The organism is Flavobacterium fragile (assembly GCF_023634865.1).
Lineage (GTDB): Bacteria > Bacteroidota > Bacteroidia > Flavobacteriales > Flavobacteriaceae > Flavobacterium > Flavobacterium fragile.
The window spans coordinates 77,786-94,728 of sequence record NZ_JAMLJN010000006.1 but is presented as its reverse complement, the minus strand read 5'-3'; the positions used below and the strand labels follow the sequence as shown (position 1 = coordinate 94,728).

The window sequence follows — 16,943 nt, the reverse complement described above, 5'->3', positions numbered from 1 at the left end:
ATTAAAATTCAAATTCTTTGCCGTCATCGGCTAAAAGTACATTTTCAAAAATAGTTTCTGCTTCGGTTTTGAAAGGTTCGATAGAACCATAACGTGTAGAATAATGTCCTAAAATTAAGTTTTTAGCATTAGCTAATTTTGCGATTTTAGCCGCTTCTTTTGCTGTTGCATGTTTCGTTTTTTCCGTGTATTGCATTTCCGAATCTAAGAAAGTAGATTCATGATATAAAACATCGACATCTTTGATAATGGGAACAATAGATTCATCATATAAAGTATCGCTACAAAACGCATAACTCATAGGAGCATCAGGCGGAAACGAAAGCAATTCATTGTCAATTATTTCACCTGAATCTAATGTCACATTGCCTCCGGATTTAATTTTATCGAAATACACTTTTTCAATTTTGTATTTGGCAACTGCTTCGATATTCAAATGGCGTTTTCCTAACTTTTCTTGAAACAAAAATCCATTTGTATACACACGATGATTTAATGGAATCGTTTTTACAATTACCGTTTCGTCTTCAAAAATGACTTCGCTTTCTTTCGATTCTAATTCGTGGAAATACAAATTATAACCCGTAAACGAACCCGAAGCTCTCAATTGTAATAAAATGATTTCTTTGATTCCTTTTGGACCATAAACGTGTAAATCGTTTTCTCGATTTAACAACATAAATGTTGAAATTAGACCGATTAATCCATAAAAATGATCACCGTGTAAATGTGAAATAAAAATATGATTAATACGAGAAAACTTGATTTTATGCTTACGTAATTGCACTTGCGTTCCTTCACCACAATCAATTAAAAACATATGATTTTTTATGTCTAAAACTTGTGAGGTGGGATTCGTAATGGTTCTAGGAGTGGCTGCGTAACAACCGAGTATTTGTAGTTTCATTTTTTAGTGTTCAGTCGCAGTTTTCAGTCGCAGTTACTGAATACTGTAAACTGAGACTGTAAACTTTTATTAAAATCCTAAATCGCGTTCAATTTCGTCCATTTCAATCATGTCATGAGCTTCTAAAACAGAAGGAACCACGTTTAAATAATTGGGAACTTTATTAAAATCAACCGTGTCAGTAACAATAATCATTGATTTTTTTGCCTTTTTGTGGTTTTTGGCTAATTCTTTAAAATGCGCTAAATCGGCATTCGAAATGGCTTTGTCTTGCGATACATCCAAAATCAAGTTTTGACCTTGAAATGCATGATATTCATTAGTTAACTTTTCCACAAAAGCTTCCACATTGTTGTGGGTATCTTTAATTATTGTAGTATGTCCTTTTTGATCGACTTTCATTTGTTGAATTCTGAATTTATGCTAAGATACTAATTTTTAATCTTACTTGCCAATAAATAAATCACTGCCATACGAACGGCAACTCCATTTTCTACTTGTTCCAAAATCACGGATTGCTGAGAATCTGCAACATCTGAAGTAATCTCTACTCCTCTATTAATTGGTCCAGGGTGCATGATTACGATTTCTTTGTTTAGCGAATCTAATAATTCTTTGGTCACACCATATTGTTGTGTATATTCTCTAGTCGTAGGGAAATAACTTACATCTAAACGTTCGTTTTGAACACGTAACATATTCGCAACATCTGCCCATTCTAAGGCTTTACGAAGATTTGGTTCTACCTTCACTCCTAGCGATTCAATATATATTGGTATTAACGTTTTTGGTCCACACACTTTAACTTCTGCGCCTTGCATTTGAAGAGCGAAAATATTGGATAAGGCTACTCTCGAGTGTAAAATATCACCTACGATTACGATTTTCTTTCCGCCTACATCGCCTAATTTTTCTCTAATCGTAAAGCTATCTAATAACGCTTGTGTTGGGTGTTCGTGTGCGCCATCTCCAGCATTTACAACACTTGCGTTAATATTTTTCGACAAGAAATGAGCTGCTCCAGGACTACTATGACGCATAACCACCATATCCACTTTCATTGATAAAATATTATTTACCGTATCTATCAAAGTTTCTCCTTTTTTAACCGAAGATTGTGCTGCCGAAAAACTAATTACATCCGCTGATAGTCGCTTTTGTGCTAACTCGAAAGATAATTTGGTTCTAGTGCTGTTTTCAAAGAAAATGTTAGCAATGGTAACATCTCGTAAAGATGGTACTTTTTTGATAGGACGATTGATAACTTCTTTGAAATGGTCGGCCGTTTCGAAAATTAAATCAATATCTTGTTTGGTAATATATTTTATTCCGATTAAATGATTTACTGATAATTCTTTCATTTATATGTAGTTGTGTGTTTGTTGTTGTTTATTTTGTAACCAGATATACCGCGTCTTCTCCGTCATTTTCTTGCCATTTAACAATTACTTTTTCATTGTTTATGGCATCCACTTGTCTTCCTCTATAATCTGGTTGAATCGGTAAATGGCGACTGAATCTTCTGTCGATTAGCGTTAAAAGTTCTACTTCTGATGGTCTTCCGAAAGATTGTATGGCAGTTAAAGCGGCATTAATACTTCTTCCAGTGTATAAAACATCATCGATGAAGACTACTTTTTTATCTTCTACTAAGAAATCAATTTGGGTTTTGTTGGCTTCCAATGGTTTTTCTCCTCTTCTAAAATCATCACGAAAGAATGTAATATCCAAAAATCCTAATTGAATGTTGGAAATATTATAATCCGATTCCAGAATTTGCTTAATTCTCTCCGCTAAATATTTACCTCTTGGTTGTAATCCTATTAAAACGGTATTGGAAAAATCTAAATGATTTTCAATTAGTTGACAAGCTAATCGATGCAAGATAATGTGTACTTCTTTTGAAGTGAGCAAAAGTTTTTGACTCATAGTGTGTTGTTTGTACAAATTTAGAATTTATATTTCTAATAGCAATCGTATTGTAAAAAAAATCCCGTTACTAGTTGTAGTAACGGGATTGATATTAAGAATACATTTTCTTTCTTAATTCTTTGATTTTCTCATCTTCTAAATACTCATCAAATGTCATGTATCTGTCGATAGCGCCATTTGGTGTTAATTCTAAGATTCTGTTGGCTACCGTTTGAGCAAACTCATGGTCATGTGTTGTAAATAAAACCGAACCTTTGAAATTTTTCAACGAATTGTTGAATGCCGTAATGGACTCAAGGTCTAGGTGATTTGTTGGTTCGTCTAACATTAATACGTTAGCTCTAATCATCATCATTCTTGACAACATACAACGCACTTTTTCACCTCCAGATAATACGTTACATTTTTTCAAGGCTTCTTCTCCTGAGAAAATCATCTTTCCTAAGAATCCACGAACGTAAACTTCATCGCGTTCTTCTTCGGTTTTTGCCCATTGACGTAACCAATCTACTAAATTCAAATCTACACCATCAAAAAATTCGTGATTTTCTACCGGTAAGTACGATTGTGTTGTTGTAATTCCCCAATCAAATGTTCCTGCATCCGGAGTCATTTTGTTGTTTAAAATTTCGTAAAAAGCAGTCGTAGCTCTCGAATCTTTAGAGAAAACTACAATTTTATCACCTTTAGCCATGTTTAAATCTACATTTTTAAACAAGGTTTCACCATCAACTGAAGCTGCTAAATTCTGTACATTTAAAATTTGATCTCCTGCTTCTCTTTCCGTTTCGAAAATAATTGCTGGATATCTTCTGCTTGAAGGCTTAATCTCGTCTAAATTTAATTTTTCAATCATTTTTTTACGAGAAGTAGCTTGTTTTGATTTAGCCACATTCGCACTAAAACGACGGATAAACTCTTCTAATTCTGCTTTTTTCTCTTCCGCTTTCTTATTTTGTTGCGCTTTCTGACGAGCTGCTAATTGTGAAGACTCGTACCAAAACGTATAATTTCCTGAATAATGTGTAATTTTTCCGAAATCAATATCTGAAATATGCGTACAAACTGCATCTAAAAAGTGACGGTCGTGCGAAACGACTAAAACTGTATTTTCATAATTCGCTAAGAAATTTTCTAACCAACCGATCGTTTCAAAATCCAAGTCATTGGTAGGCTCATCCATAATCAACACATCAGGATTTCCGAACAAGGCTTGTGCTAATAACACACGAACTTTTAACTTACCATCCAAATCAGCCATCATGGTATAGTGATATTCTGGACCAATTCCTAAGTTAGACAACATGGTTGCTGCGTCACTTTCAGCATTCCAGCCATTCATTTCGTCAAATTGCAATTGTAATTCTCCAATTCTGTTGGCATTTTCATCTGTATAATCGGCATACAAAGCATCCATTTCTGTTTTAACAGCATGTAATACTTTATTCCCCATCATTACAGTATCTAAAACGGTATATTCATCAAATAAGTTGTGATTTTGGTTTAAAACCGACATACGTTTTCCTGGTTCTAAGATAACTCTACCCGAAGTAGGCTCCATTTCGCCAGCAATAATTTTCATGAAAGTTGATTTTCCAGCACCATTTGCTCCAATAATTCCGTAGCAATTTCCTTGCGTGAAAGTAGTATTTACTTCATCGAATAAAACTCGTTTTCCAAATTGAACCGATAAGTTTGAAACTGTTAACATTTTTATTTTTTTTATTAAAATTGTTGCAAAAGTAGTAAAATAAGTAGATTTTTGACTACTTTAAGTTTAGAATTAATATTAACTTATTTTAACTGTACCTTAACAACATAGTTTAATTATATCTGATACTTTTGTTGTTAAATAATACAGAGTGAATGATTAAAAATTACTTTAAATATTTTTTACCCCTATCTATCGTCTTTTTTTCTTCTTTAGTTTCTTGTAAAAAAGTTTTTAAAGGAGATGATTACGTTGCTTATTTTGGAGGAGAAATAATAAATCCGCAAGAAAAGTATGTTTTATTCCTGAAAGACAACGAGGTAATTGATACGATTTATTTGGACAAAAATAATCGTTTCATGCACAAGTTTGATTCTTTAACTCCAGGTTTGTACACTTTTAAACATAATCCTGAATATCAATATGTCTATTTTGATAAGAATGATAGCTTGATGGTTCGAGTAAATACGTTTGACTTTGACAACTCTGTTGTTTTTTGTGGTCGCGGTGATACAAAAAATAACTTCTTGATGGAATTGTATCTGAAAAACGAAGCGGACAAAGATAAAATGTATGATACTTTTGATAGAGATGTAAAAAGTTTTATTAAAAATATCGATTCTAGTTTTGCAATCCGTAAATCATTTTATCTAAAACGAAAAGCAGAAATTGGGTGGGACGAAAACTTCGATGTTGTAGCAAAGGCTTGTTTAGATTTTCATCACATTACAAAAAAAGAAATTTATCCTTACGCACATCAATTCAGAACGGGTGAAAATGTTAGAGCCAAATTACCCTCAAATTACTACAACCATCGTAAAAATGTAGATTTTGAAAATGCACTTTTAACGAATTATTCTCCGTTCATAAAGTATGTGAGTGTAATGCTTAATAATGTGGCACTTCAAAAAGATCATTCAGATTTGAATGAAAACTCGTTAGAAAACAATATCGAAAAACTCAATATTACTGATACCTTAATTAAAAATCAAAAGGTAAAAAATGTGGTATTGAATAATGTAGCAATGATGTATTTGTTAGAAGATCAAAACATGTATAATAATCAAAAATTTATTGAACGTTATTTACAGTTGACTACTGACGAAGAAAATAAGAAAGAGATTTCCGAAATTTACAATTCCGTTCAAAACCTAAAAGTAGGTAATCAATTGCCAGAAGTCAAATTAATGCATCGAAACAAGCAGATTATCAATATCAATTCTTTGATAAAAAAGCCAACCGTTTTATTCTTTTGGACAAGTCATGCTGAATCTCATTTTGTTGCGTCTCACAGAAAGGTAAACGAATTACAAGCTAAATATCCTGAATATGAATTTATTGCTATAAATGTCAATGATAATGAAGTGAATTGGACTAATGCACTAAAGAAATATAATTTTAAGAATGTACTTGAGTTACATGCTGTAGATTTTGAAACTATCAGAAAACAATGGGTTATTACTAAAATTCACAGAATAATCATATTAAACGCTGATGGTACCATCAAAAATGGATTTGCTAATTTATTTGATGTGAACTTCGAGCAAAATCTAAAAAATTGAAATACTACATTAAAAAAAGCGTTCAAATAGAACGCTTTTTTATTTTGTATAGTTCGGAAAATTATTTATTTCCTTTCTCGTAATCCGCTATAAACTGAGCAATTCCGATATCTGTTAAAGGATGTTTCAATAATCCCGTAATTGAAGATAATGGTCCTGTCATTACATCAGCTCCAATTTTAGCACAATTTACAACATGCATCGTATGACGAACAGAAGCCGCTAAAATTTGAGTTTCAAAACCATAGTTGTCGTAAATATCTCTAATTTCTTGAATTAAATTTAATCCATCAGTAGAAACATCATCTAACCTTCCTAAGAAAGGAGAAACGTAAGTAGCACCTGCTTTTGCCGCTAATAACGCTTGACCCGCAGAGAACACTAAAGTAACATTCGTTTTAATTCCTTTATCTGAGAAATATTTACATGCTTTTACACCTTCTTTAGTCATAGGTAATTTCACTACAATTTGTTCATGTAAATCAGCTAATTCCTCACCTTCTCTGATCATACCTTCTAAATCCATAGCATTAACTTCGGCACTTACATCGCCGTCAACAATGTTACAAATGTCTACATAATGTTTCAGAATATTGTTTTTACCAGTGATCCCTTCTTTAGCCATTAATGATGGATTTGTAGTAACACCATCTAAAATTCCTAATTCTTGTGCTTCTTTAATTTGCTCTAAATTAGCCGTGTCAATAAAAAATTTCATGTCTTTTCGTTTTTAAAGTATTGTGTGTTGTTTTGAAATGCAAAAGTAAGAAATCCTTTTTTATTTAACAGATTAATTACTAGAATGCTTTCAATATTCATTATGATTACTTCTTACCCAATTCAATCACTTCCAATCTCTGTATTTTATCGTCATCGATTTCAAAACGCAACATGGTTCTGACTTGATGAAAACCATACTTTCCGCAAGCGCCTGGATTCATGTGTAACAAATTCAATTTCTTATCAAATTGGACTTTTAGAATATGCGAATGTCCACAAATGAATAGTTTCGGAGGATTTTTTGTGATTTCGGCACGAATTGCTTGATTGTATTTATCAGGATAACCGCCAATATGTGTCATCCAAACATCTACACCTTCACAGAAAAATCGATTGTTTAATGGGAATTCTAAACGTGCCTTTTCATCGTCGATGTTGCCATAAACAGCGCGAAGTGGTTTTAGTTTTTTAATTGTGTCAGTGACTTCTAAATTCCCAATATCGCCCGCGTGCCACACTTCATCGGCTTGGTTGACGTATTTCAAAATAGCATCATCAATATGACTGTGCGTATCGGATAACAACAGAATTTTCTTCATAAGACAAAATTAAGTTTTTATTATCACAATTTGAAAGGAACTTTACTTTTGAATTTTGTAAATTTGTAAGCTATTTAAGAAAACCGAACACCCAATTTTGAGATATTTCATAGAATTTGCCTACAATGGAAAAAACTTCCACGGATTTCAGAGTCAGCCTGACGCCGCTTCGGTACAGGAAACTTTGGAAAAGGCGCTTTCTACCCTTTTCAGAGAAACTATCGCAATTGTAGGTGCCGGAAGAACCGATTCGGGCGTACATGCCAAACAAATGTATGCGCATTTTGAAACCGAATTGGAATTGGATTCCGACTATTGGTCACACAAATTGAATTCGTTTTTACCGCCGTCGATTGTAGTGTATCGTATTTTTAAAGTGGCTGATGAGGCTCATGCGCGTTTTGATGCGAGTTCGAGAACTTACGAATATTACATGCACACGTTTAAAGATGCGTTTATTACCGATGGAAGTTGGTATCATTCACATCATTTGGATTTGGATAAAATGAATGATGCGTGCAAAATTTTATTCGAATACATTGATTTTGAATGTTTTTCGAAAGTACATACCGATGTGAATACGTTTAATTGTAAAATTTCGGAAGCGCATTGGAAACAATCGGGAAATCAGCTTATCTTTACCATCACCGCGGATCGATTTTTGCGCAATATGGTAAGAGCGATTGTGGGAACTATGGTAAACATTGGTTTAGGCAAAATAGAAGTCGCTGATTTAAGAACGATTATCGAAAGTAAAAACAGAGGAAAAGCCGGATTTTCAGTTCCAGCACACGGATTGTATTTGGTGAATGTAAGCTATCCGTTTGTTGAAAACAGAAAATAGATTTTAGAAAATAGAACAAGGAAAATAGAAAATAAATAAATGAAGCTCATCAAATCCAATTCATTAAAAAAAGTATTACACTATGCAAAACCTTATCAAAAAAGGTTCAATTGGGTGATTATTTGGGCTATCTTACTTTCTATTTTTGCTGCAGCGCGACCTTATTTATTAAAACAAACAGTTGACGAATACATTAAACCTGAAGACAAAAACGGTTTACTCCTTTATGTTGTTTTAATGGCTGTAGTACTTTTATTAGAAGTATTGGCGCAGTTTTACTTTACGTATTGGGCAAATTGGCTCGGACAAGATATCATAAAAGACATTCGCGATAAATTATTCCATCATATTACTTCGTTTAAAATGAAGTACTTTGATAATGAACCTGTTGGAAAATTAGTAACACGCTCCGTTTCGGATATTGAATCGATTGCTAGTATTTTTAGTCAAGGTTTGTTCATGATTGTGAGTGATGTACTCAAAATGGTTGTGATACTCGGAATCATGTTTTATATGAACTGGAAATTATCGCTAATAGTACTTTTAGCCATGCCGGTTTTAATTTACGCTACCGATGTTTTTCAAAAGAAAATGAAAGTCGCTTTTAACGACGTTCGAAACGAAGTAGCCAACTTAAACACTTTTGTACAAGAGCGATTAACCGGAATGAAAATCGTACAATTATTTAATAGAGAAGCGATTGAATTAGAAAAATTCAAAGAAATCAATCAAAAACACAATGTAGCTTGGTTGAAAAACATTTTGTACAACTCCATCTTTTTCCCTATAGCCGATATTGTTTCTTCATTAACCCTTGGTGCGATTGTGTATTATGCTGGAATTTCCATCATAAATGGTGATACATTAACAACCGTAGGAGATTTATTTGCTTACACGATGTTAATCAACATGTTATTTAATCCTTTGCGTCAAATTGCTGATAAATTCAACGTAATGCAAATGGGAATCATTGCCGCCGATAGAGTTTTTGAAATCTTAGAAAAACAAGATGATGTTCAAGATAACGGAACAGTTGAAGCGACGCATTTTAAAGGATTTATTCAATTGAAAGACGTTCGTTTTAGTTACATCAAAAACGAAGAAGTTTTAAAAGGCATCAATTTAGAAGTCCAACCGGGCGAAACCATTGCTATTGTAGGAAGTACGGGTGCTGGAAAATCAACCATTATCAATTTATTGAATCGTTTTTACGAAATTGATTCAGGTGAAATTGCTATTGATAATCGAAACATTAAAGAATATACCTTAGAAAGTCTTCGCAAGCAAATTGCTATTGTGTTGCAAGATGTTTTCTTGTTTGCTGATACGATTTATCATAACATTACGCTACATAACGAGGCAATTACTAGAGAAGATGTCATTACAGCCGCAAATAAAATTGGCGTCCACGATTTCATCATGTCTTTACCAGAAGGCTACGATTACAACGTAAAAGAGCGTGGTGTGATGCTTTCTTCAGGCCAACGTCAATTGATTGCTTTTTTGAGAGCGTATGTTAGCAATCCAAGTATTTTAATTTTGGATGAAGCGACTTCTTCAATCGATACACATTCGGAAGAATTGATTCAAAAAGCTACGGAAACCATAACAAAAAATAGAACTTCTATAGTAATCGCCCACCGATTAGCAACTGTTATCAACGCGAGTAAAATCATCGTAATGGATAAGGGTCAAATCGTAGAATTCGGAAAACATAGCGAATTGGTGAACAAACCAAATGGTTATTATAAGAAATTGTACGATTCGCAGTTTGCTGTGGAGGTTGAATAGTGTAGTGTTCAGTATTCAGTGATTAGTATTCAGTTTTAGAACGCGGATAACACGGATTGAATGGATTATCGCTGATTTTTTGTGTTCATTGTGCTTTCATTGTGCCCTTTGTGGTTAAATTTTTTACACAGAGATTCACCGAGGTTTTTTTGATTTGCTTTGTGTTGATAGAGCTACACAGAGACGTTTTACTTTTTGTACTTTAAATTGAATTTGCAATTGAACTTGAATTTGACTTTGAAATTGTTCTTGACCTTGCACTTGTTTTAAATTAATTCCTTAAATTCGCAACTTATAAATAAAACTGAAATACTTTATAAAATGAAATACGATATCATAGTTTTAGGAAGTGGTCCTGGTGGTTATGTAACTGCTATTAGAGCATCACAATTAGGCTTCAAAGTAGCCGTTATCGAAAAAGAAAATTTGGGTGGAATTTGTTTGAATTGGGGTTGTATTCCAACGAAAGCATTATTAAAATCGGCTCAAGTTTTTGATTACCTAAAACATGCTTCAGATTACGGATTAACCGTTAAGGAATTTGACAAAGACTTCAATGCTGTGATTGCACGTTCGCGTTCGGTTGCAGAAGGAATGAGCAAAGGAGTTCAATTCTTAATGAAGAAAAATAAAATCGACGTTATTGATGGTTTTGGAAAAGTAAAACCAGGTAAAAAAGTTGACGTTACTGCTGCTGACGGAAAAGTAACAGAATATTCAGCTGATCATATCATCATTGCAACAGGAGCGCGTTCTCGCGAATTACCAAACTTACCGCAAGATGGTAAAAAAGTAATCGGATACCGTCAAGCGATGACATTACCTGAGCAACCAAAGAAAATGATTGTTGTGGGTTCTGGTGCGATTGGAGTTGAGTTTGCTCATTTCTATAACGCAATGGGAACTGAAGTTACGATTGTAGAATTCATGCCAAACGTAGTTCCAGTGGAAGACGAAGACATCTCAAAACAATTTGAGCGTTCGTTGAAAAAAGCTGGAATTAATGTAATGACGAATTCTTCTGTGGAAAGAATTGATACTTCTGGAAACGGCGTAAAAGCATTCGTTAAAACAGCAAAAGGAGAAGAAGTTTTAGAAGCGGATATCTTATTATCAGCTGTTGGAATTAAAACCAACATTGAAAACATTGGATTAGAAGAAACCGGTATTGCTGCCGATAGAGATAAAATTTTAGTAAACGCATATTACCAAACTAACGTTCCAGGTTACTACGCTATTGGTGATGTAACGCCAGGACAAGCATTAGCACACGTTGCTTCTGCTGAAGGTATTTTATGTGTGGAAAAAATTGCAGGTTTACATGTTGAGCCATTAGATTACGGAAACATTCCAGGTTGTACGTATGCAACTCCAGAAATTGCTTCTGTGGGTATGACTGAAAAACAAGCGAAAGAAAAAGGATACGAAATCAAAGTGGGTAAATTCCCATTCTCAGCTTCAGGAAAAGCAAAAGCTGCTGGAACTCCAGATGGATTTGTAAAAGTAATTTTCGATGCTAAATATGGTGAATGGTTAGGTTGCCACATGATTGGTGCTGGTGTTACCGATATGATTGCAGAAGCAGTTGTAGCACGTAAATTAGAAACTACAGGGCACGAAATCTTAAAAGCAGTTCACCCTCACCCAACCATGAGTGAAGCGGTTATGGAAGCTGTGGCTGATGCTTATGGTGAAGTAATTCACTTGTAGTCTTTTGGAACAAAGAAAATAGATTTTAGAAAATAGATGAAATCCGATTTGTGAAAGCAAGTCGGATTTTTTGTTAAAAACTTGGAAAGGGTTTGTAGGAAAAATTGATTATATTTGAAGTACTATAAATGTATAGTTACAATTTTGACAAATTAACAAGATGTATTTTTATAACATTTAAGTACAATCATTTTTTAATATTTTTAAAGCTATTTATGAAAATTTTTCCAACAAAGAATTACAAAATTGAATTGATAGATAATTTTGAAAAGAATATACAGATTTTAAGGTCAAATACTTTGCATTCAGATAGTCTTTCAACTAAATTAACAAATAAAGAATTTATTGGACGAATTAATGGGAATCATTTTGAAATTATAAATTCTAAATTTGGTATTGGTGCATTTACGGTATTAAAAGGTGATTTTTCAAATCACTCAGTTAATATTATTGCAGAAGTCAATAAACCATTCAAAATATTAATTTCAATAATGTTTATATTTGGAATAAGCGGAATTTTTTACAATGCTTTTAAAATTGGTTTCCCAAATGCACTAGGAATGTTAGTACCGTTCACAATGTTTGTTGGATTAATAAGGTTTGTATTTCTCGGTTTAATTTTTGAAAGGTCATTTAATTTGATTTACGAAAAGTTTACAAGCTTTTTGAATGTTAATACTTAGTAAACAAATTCAAAATCCAACCAAAACCCAACTCACCAAAACTCCAATTTTTTACTACAACTCTTACAAATGTAAGTTGGCAAGTGATAAATAATTCAGTATATTTGATTGTAATTATGTTACTGAAAAGCTTATGAAAAAGAATTTCTAAAGAAATAAACATGGAGGAAAGTTTAAAAAAATTCTTGTTATACACCGCTCCTACTGGTGAAATTCGGGTTGATGTTTTGTTGCAGGATGAATCGGTTTGGTTAACACAAAAGGCAATTGCTGAGCTTTTTTGTGTAGTAAAATCAACTGTTAGCGAGCATTTAACTAATATCTATACTACTAACGAACTAGATGAAACTTCAACTGTTCGGAAAATCCGAACAGTTCAAACAGAAGGTAATCGGACAGTAAATAGAGATTTAGACTATTACAACCTCGATGCCATTATTTCTGTTGGTTATAGAGTAAATTCGGCTAAAGCTACGCAATTTCGTATTTGGGCAACACAAGCATTAAAAGAATATATTATTAAAGGTTTTGTTTTAGATGATAATCGCCTAAAACAAGGGCAAGCAGTTTTTGGAAAAGATTATTTTAAAGAATTATTGCAACGCGTTCGTTCTATTCGAGCAAGTGAGCGTCGTATTTATCAACAAGTAACTGATATTTTTGCCGAATGTTGTTTAGATTACGACAGAAATTCCGAAATCACAAAGAACTTTTATGCTATGATTCAGAATAAGTTTCATTTTGCCATAACTGGAAATACAGCTGCCGAAATCATTCACAAAAAGGCAAATAAAACTGCTGAAAATATGGGTTTAACAACTTGGAAAAATGCTCCTGATGGTAGAATTTTAAAGCAAGATGTTATCAAATCAAAAAACTACTTAGATGAAAAAGAAATCAAACAATTAGAACGAAGAGTTACTTCCTATTTCGATTATATTGAAGGCTTAATCGAACGTGAGAATACTTTTACGATGGAACAATTAGCAGAAAGTGTTAACAGATTTTTAAACTTCAATGACTATAAAATTTTAGAGGGAAAAGGCTTCATTTCTAAACTCCAAGCGGATAAAAAAGCTATTCAAGAATATGAAGTGTTTAATAAAACCCAAAAGATAATTTCTGATTTTGATAAACAAATTAAAAAACTAGATTAAAGCTTTTGTTTTAAAATCCTACTCCACTATAACTCCTATTTTTTACTACAACTCTTACAAATGTCATGTAATATCTGATTAAAAATTACTATATTTGGTTGTAATAATGATGCTTCATGAAAAAATACTTAAACAACCTTACTGAAGCTTTACAAAAATTTCTCATCGAAGTGGGGGAACTCTCCTACTTTGCAGAACGTTTTTTCAAAGAATTTTGGAAACCGCCTTACGAATTCAAAGAATTGTTGCGCCAGTGTTTTTACATCGGAAATCGCTCTTTATTGTTGGTAAGCGTTACGGGCTTTATCATTGGATTGGTGTTTACCTTGCAATCGCGTCCAACGTTGCAGGAATTTGGTGCCGTTTCATGGATGGCATCTATGGTTAGTGTTTCCATTATTCGCGAAATTGGTCCCATCATCACCGCTTTAATTTGTGCTGGAAGAATTGGCTCAGGTATTGGAGCTGAATTAGGTTCCATGAAAGTAACCGAGCAAATTGATGCCATGGAAGTTTCGGGAACCAATCCCTTCAAATATTTAGTCATTACACGAATTTTAGCGACTACGTTAATGTTGCCATTATTAGTAATTTTAGGTGATTTCATTGCTATTTATGGTTCCTATTTGGTAGAAAACATAAAAGGAAATGTATCGTTTACCTTATATTTCAATCAGGTTTTTAATATTTTAGAATATAGCGATATTGTGCCGGCAACCATCAAAACTTTCTTTTTTGGGTTTGCGATTGGTTTAGTAGGTTGCTACAAAGGCTACAACTGTAAAAAAGGTACGGCTGGCGTAGGAAAAGCTGCCAATGCAGCGGTAGTTTATACTTCAATGTTGCTTTTTATTATTGACTTTGTAGCGGTTTTTGTAACGAACATTTTTTACGATTTATAACCATGACAACTCCAACTAAAAATGCGATTATTACCATCAAAGACTTGCACAAGCAATTTGGCAGCAATGTGGTTTTGAATGGTTTCAATTTGGAACTCTTTGAAGGAGAAAATTTAGTGGTAATGGGAAAATCGGGCTCGGGAAAATCGGTGATGATTAAATGTGTGATAGGCTTAGAGCAACCTGATAGCGGTTCGATTTTAGTCATGAACCAAGAAATCAACAACCTCGAACAAGAAGATTTAGACGAATTACGCACTGAGATCGGATTTTTATTTCAAGGAAGTGCGTTATACGATTCGATGTCGGTTCGAGAGAACTTGGAATTTCCCTTGCGTCGTCACATGAAAAAATTTGGAAATATTAATGACACGACACCTTTGGTTATGGAAGCTTTGGAAAGTGTGGGCTTAGTGCATGCTATTGATTTAATGCCAAACGAACTTTCGGGCGGTATGAAACGAAGAATTGCCTTAGCCAGAACCTTGATTTTAAAACCCAAAATAATTTTATATGACGAACCCACAACTGGTTTAGACCCCATTACATCAAAAGAAATTGTACTTTTGATGAATTCAATACAAAAACAATACAACACCTCATCGATTATCATCACACACGATGTAGATTGCGCGAAAGTAATTGCTAATCGCATGATTTTATTAATAGATGGTATTAATTATATAGAAGGAACGTTTGACGAATTAACCAATTCAACCGATCCAAAAGTACAAGCATTTTTTAAATAGTTTTAGCAATGGAAAAAACCAATTCTCAAAAAATACAACTCGGAATCTTTGTTATCATAGGCACTTTGGTATTCTTAGCCGCCATTTATTTTATTGGAAACAAGCAAAATATGTTTGGTAATACCTCGCATTTGAAAGCGGTTTTTGTCAACGTAAATGGTTTACAATTAGGCAACAATGTACGTTATGCAGGAATTGACATTGGAACCGTAAGGGAAATCGAAATGATTAACGATACCACTATTAGTGTGCACATGATTATCGATAACAAAATTATGGAACACATTAAGAAAAATGCAATTGCTACGATTAGTTCCGATGGTTTGGTGGGCAACATGATTATCAATATTATTCCTGGAAAAGGTGAAGCACAAAAAGTAAAAAATGGCGACACTATTCAATCTTACAGCCGAATTGGAACTGATGCGATGCTAGAAACCTTAAATGTAACCAATGAAAATGCGGCCATGTTAACCGCAGATTTGTTGAAGATAACACAAGAAATCACACAAGGAAAAGGGACTGTTGGCATGTTAATTCGCGACACAGTAATGTCGAAAAACCTTCAAGAAACGATGAATTATTTGCGCATTACGAGTAAAGGAACTTCGGAATCTGTAGCTAGTTTGAATAAATTAATCAACGATTTAAATCGAAAAGACAATGTTATCGGTACTTTAAATGATACAGTTGTTGCGAATCGAATGAAAAAAATTGTGATTAATTTAGAAAAATCAAGTGGTGAGATAGACAAAGTGGTTACCAATTTAAATACCACTATTACCAATGTTAAAGATGGAAAAGGTGCAATAAATTATCTTTCGAATGATCCAAAATTGGTAAAACAAATCGATTCAACCATTACCAACATCAACAAAGCAAGCATCAAACTAAATGAAGATTTAGAGGCTTTGAAACATAATTTCTTGTTTAGAGGATATTTTAAAAAACAAGCAAAGCAGAAAGCAAAACAGGGGAAATAGTTAAAGTTTCTCCTTTACCAAATTTAAAACCAATTCAAATTGCTCTTTCTTACTTAGCGAAGAATTATCGACTTCAATAGCATCATCTGCTTTCACTAAAGGCGAATCTTCTCTGTGCGTATCGATATAATCGCGTTCTTCTACGTTTTGAAGTACGTCTTCAAAGGTAATGTGTTGTCCTTTTTCAACTAATTCATCAAAACGTCTTTGAGCTCTCTTTTTTGAACTTGCGGTCATGAACAATTTCAATTCTGCATCCGGGAAAACTACGGTGCCAATGTCTCTTCCATCCATTACAATGCCTTTATCTTTGCCCATGGCTTGTTGTTGCTCGACTAACATAGCACGCACTTCCGAAATTTCGGCTACTTTACTCACCATACGTGAAACTTCAATCGTTCTGATTTGAGCTTCTACATTCTCGTTGTTTAAGTACATTTCGGCAAATCCTAAAGCAGGATTGAATTGAAAACGTAAATTGATATTCGGTAATTGAGCAATCAAACCTGCTTTATCTAAATGGGTTTCTGAAACCAAGTTATGTTGCATCGCATAATAAGCAACTGCTCGATACATCGCACCCGTATCTACATAAACGTAACCCAATGCTGCAGCCAATTGCTTAGCCAATGTACTTTTTCCTGTTGACGAAAAACCGTCTATTGCTATGGTAATTTTTTTCATATATAATCA

General features: G+C 33.6%; 17 protein-coding genes. 9 read left to right on the top strand and 8 right to left on the bottom strand.

The window, feature by feature from the left end:
- Position 1 precedes the first annotated feature (1 nt).
- From NAT47_RS08590 to NAT47_RS08570, 5 genes are all read right to left on the bottom strand, one after another.
- Complete coding sequence (locus NAT47_RS08590) at positions 2-907, bottom strand: ribonuclease Z (protein ID WP_250581986.1); 906 nt, start codon at positions 905-907, stop codon at positions 2-4.
- Positions 908-976: 69 nt separating this feature from the next.
- Positions 977-1,309 (bottom strand): ribonuclease Z, encoded by a 333-nt coding sequence (locus NAT47_RS08585; RefSeq protein ID WP_250581985.1) that lies wholly within the window; start codon positions 1,307-1,309, stop codon positions 977-979.
- Between the two features lie 29 nt (positions 1,310-1,338).
- Positions 1,339-2,268, bottom strand: coding sequence for an aspartate carbamoyltransferase catalytic subunit (locus NAT47_RS08580; RefSeq protein WP_250581984.1), 930 nt, complete (start codon positions 2,266-2,268; stop codon positions 1,339-1,341).
- 28 nt (positions 2,269-2,296) lie between these two features.
- Positions 2,297-2,836: a bifunctional pyr operon transcriptional regulator/uracil phosphoribosyltransferase PyrR gene (pyrR, locus tag NAT47_RS08575; RefSeq protein ID WP_250581983.1), complete on the bottom strand. Its 540-nt coding sequence runs from the start codon at positions 2,834-2,836 to the stop codon at positions 2,297-2,299.
- A gap of 94 nt (positions 2,837-2,930) precedes the next feature.
- Positions 2,931-4,550: an ABC-F family ATP-binding cassette domain-containing protein gene (locus tag NAT47_RS08570; protein WP_250581982.1), complete on the bottom strand. Its 1,620-nt coding sequence runs from the start codon at positions 4,548-4,550 to the stop codon at positions 2,931-2,933.
- Between the two features lie 155 nt (positions 4,551-4,705).
- Between NAT47_RS08570 and NAT47_RS08565 the strand changes: the two genes are divergently transcribed.
- On the top strand, positions 4,706-6,112 hold the full coding sequence (locus NAT47_RS08565) for a TlpA family protein disulfide reductase (RefSeq protein WP_250581981.1): 1,407 nt from the start codon (positions 4,706-4,708) through the stop codon (positions 6,110-6,112).
- A 61-nt stretch (positions 6,113-6,173) separates the two neighbouring features.
- On the opposite strand, the gene fsa is transcribed toward NAT47_RS08565, so the two are convergent.
- Complete coding sequence (gene fsa, locus NAT47_RS08560) at positions 6,174-6,830, bottom strand: fructose-6-phosphate aldolase (RefSeq protein WP_250581980.1); 657 nt, start codon at positions 6,828-6,830, stop codon at positions 6,174-6,176.
- 106 nt (positions 6,831-6,936) lie between these two features.
- Positions 6,937-7,431: a metallophosphoesterase family protein gene (locus NAT47_RS08555; RefSeq protein WP_250581979.1), complete on the bottom strand. Its 495-nt coding sequence runs from the start codon at positions 7,429-7,431 to the stop codon at positions 6,937-6,939.
- 97 nt (positions 7,432-7,528) lie between these two features.
- Between NAT47_RS08555 and truA the strand changes: the two genes are divergently transcribed.
- From truA to NAT47_RS08515, 8 genes are all read left to right on the top strand, one after another.
- Positions 7,529-8,275, top strand: a complete 747-nt coding sequence (gene truA / locus NAT47_RS08550; protein ID WP_250581978.1) for a tRNA pseudouridine(38-40) synthase TruA — start codon at positions 7,529-7,531, stop codon at positions 8,273-8,275.
- A gap of 39 nt (positions 8,276-8,314) precedes the next feature.
- Entirely contained in the window at positions 8,315-10,066 is a 1,752-nt protein-coding gene (locus NAT47_RS08545; RefSeq protein ID WP_250581977.1) for an ABC transporter ATP-binding protein, read from the top strand.
- Positions 10,067-10,387: 321 nt separating this feature from the next.
- Positions 10,388-11,776 (top strand): dihydrolipoyl dehydrogenase, encoded by a 1,389-nt coding sequence (gene lpdA / locus NAT47_RS08540; RefSeq protein ID WP_250581976.1) that lies wholly within the window; start codon positions 10,388-10,390, stop codon positions 11,774-11,776.
- Between the two features lie 215 nt (positions 11,777-11,991).
- Positions 11,992-12,459 (top strand): hypothetical protein, encoded by a 468-nt coding sequence (locus NAT47_RS08535; protein ID WP_250581975.1) that lies wholly within the window; start codon positions 11,992-11,994, stop codon positions 12,457-12,459.
- Between the two features lie 161 nt (positions 12,460-12,620).
- Positions 12,621-13,616, top strand: coding sequence for a virulence RhuM family protein (locus NAT47_RS08530; RefSeq protein WP_250581974.1), 996 nt, complete (start codon positions 12,621-12,623; stop codon positions 13,614-13,616).
- Between the two features lie 116 nt (positions 13,617-13,732).
- The gene (locus NAT47_RS08525; RefSeq protein ID WP_250581973.1) at positions 13,733-14,518 is read left to right on the top strand and encodes an MlaE family ABC transporter permease; all 786 of its coding nucleotides are present in this window, start codon (positions 13,733-13,735) and stop codon (positions 14,516-14,518) included.
- A 2-nt stretch (positions 14,519-14,520) separates the two neighbouring features.
- Positions 14,521-15,267, top strand: coding sequence for an ABC transporter ATP-binding protein (locus NAT47_RS08520; RefSeq protein WP_250581972.1), 747 nt, complete (start codon positions 14,521-14,523; stop codon positions 15,265-15,267).
- Positions 15,268-15,275: 8 nt separating this feature from the next.
- Positions 15,276-16,250, top strand: coding sequence for an MlaD family protein (locus NAT47_RS08515; protein ID WP_250581971.1), 975 nt, complete (start codon positions 15,276-15,278; stop codon positions 16,248-16,250).
- Here the strand turns inward: NAT47_RS08515 and cmk are convergent, their stop codons facing one another.
- Positions 16,251-16,934: a (d)CMP kinase gene (gene cmk / locus NAT47_RS08510; protein WP_250581970.1), complete on the bottom strand. Its 684-nt coding sequence runs from the start codon at positions 16,932-16,934 to the stop codon at positions 16,251-16,253.
- Between the last annotated feature and the right edge of the window lie 9 nt (positions 16,935-16,943).

Excerpts from the sequence above, each read along its gene's own strand:
- NAT47_RS08590 (WP_250581986.1), bottom strand. The coding sequence starts at position 907 with ATGAAACTACAAATACTCGGTTGTTACGCAGCCACTCCTAGAACCATT.
- NAT47_RS08585 (WP_250581985.1), bottom strand. The coding sequence starts at position 1,309 with ATGAAAGTCGATCAAAAAGGACATACTACAATAATTAAAGATACCCAC.
- NAT47_RS08580 (WP_250581984.1), bottom strand. The coding sequence starts at position 2,268 with ATGAAAGAATTATCAGTAAATCATTTAATCGGAATAAAATATATTACC.
- pyrR (WP_250581983.1), bottom strand. The coding sequence starts at position 2,836 with ATGAGTCAAAAACTTTTGCTCACTTCAAAAGAAGTACACATTATCTTG.
- NAT47_RS08570 (WP_250581982.1), bottom strand. The coding sequence starts at position 4,550 with ATGTTAACAGTTTCAAACTTATCGGTTCAATTTGGAAAACGAGTTTTA.
- NAT47_RS08565 (WP_250581981.1), top strand. The coding sequence starts at position 4,706 with ATGATTAAAAATTACTTTAAATATTTTTTACCCCTATCTATCGTCTTT.
- fsa (WP_250581980.1), bottom strand. The coding sequence starts at position 6,830 with ATGAAATTTTTTATTGACACGGCTAATTTAGAGCAAATTAAAGAAGCA.
- NAT47_RS08555 (WP_250581979.1), bottom strand. The coding sequence starts at position 7,431 with ATGAAGAAAATTCTGTTGTTATCCGATACGCACAGTCATATTGATGAT.
- NAT47_RS08545 (WP_250581977.1), top strand. The coding sequence starts at position 8,315 with ATGAAGCTCATCAAATCCAATTCATTAAAAAAAGTATTACACTATGCA.
- lpdA (WP_250581976.1), top strand. The coding sequence starts at position 10,388 with ATGAAATACGATATCATAGTTTTAGGAAGTGGTCCTGGTGGTTATGTA.
- NAT47_RS08535 (WP_250581975.1), top strand. The coding sequence starts at position 11,992 with ATGAAAATTTTTCCAACAAAGAATTACAAAATTGAATTGATAGATAAT.
- NAT47_RS08530 (WP_250581974.1), top strand. The coding sequence starts at position 12,621 with ATGGAGGAAAGTTTAAAAAAATTCTTGTTATACACCGCTCCTACTGGT.
- NAT47_RS08525 (WP_250581973.1), top strand. The coding sequence starts at position 13,733 with ATGAAAAAATACTTAAACAACCTTACTGAAGCTTTACAAAAATTTCTC.
- NAT47_RS08520 (WP_250581972.1), top strand. The coding sequence starts at position 14,521 with ATGACAACTCCAACTAAAAATGCGATTATTACCATCAAAGACTTGCAC.
- NAT47_RS08515 (WP_250581971.1), top strand. The coding sequence starts at position 15,276 with ATGGAAAAAACCAATTCTCAAAAAATACAACTCGGAATCTTTGTTATC.
- cmk (WP_250581970.1), bottom strand. The coding sequence starts at position 16,934 with ATGAAAAAAATTACCATAGCAATAGACGGTTTTTCGTCAACAGGAAAA.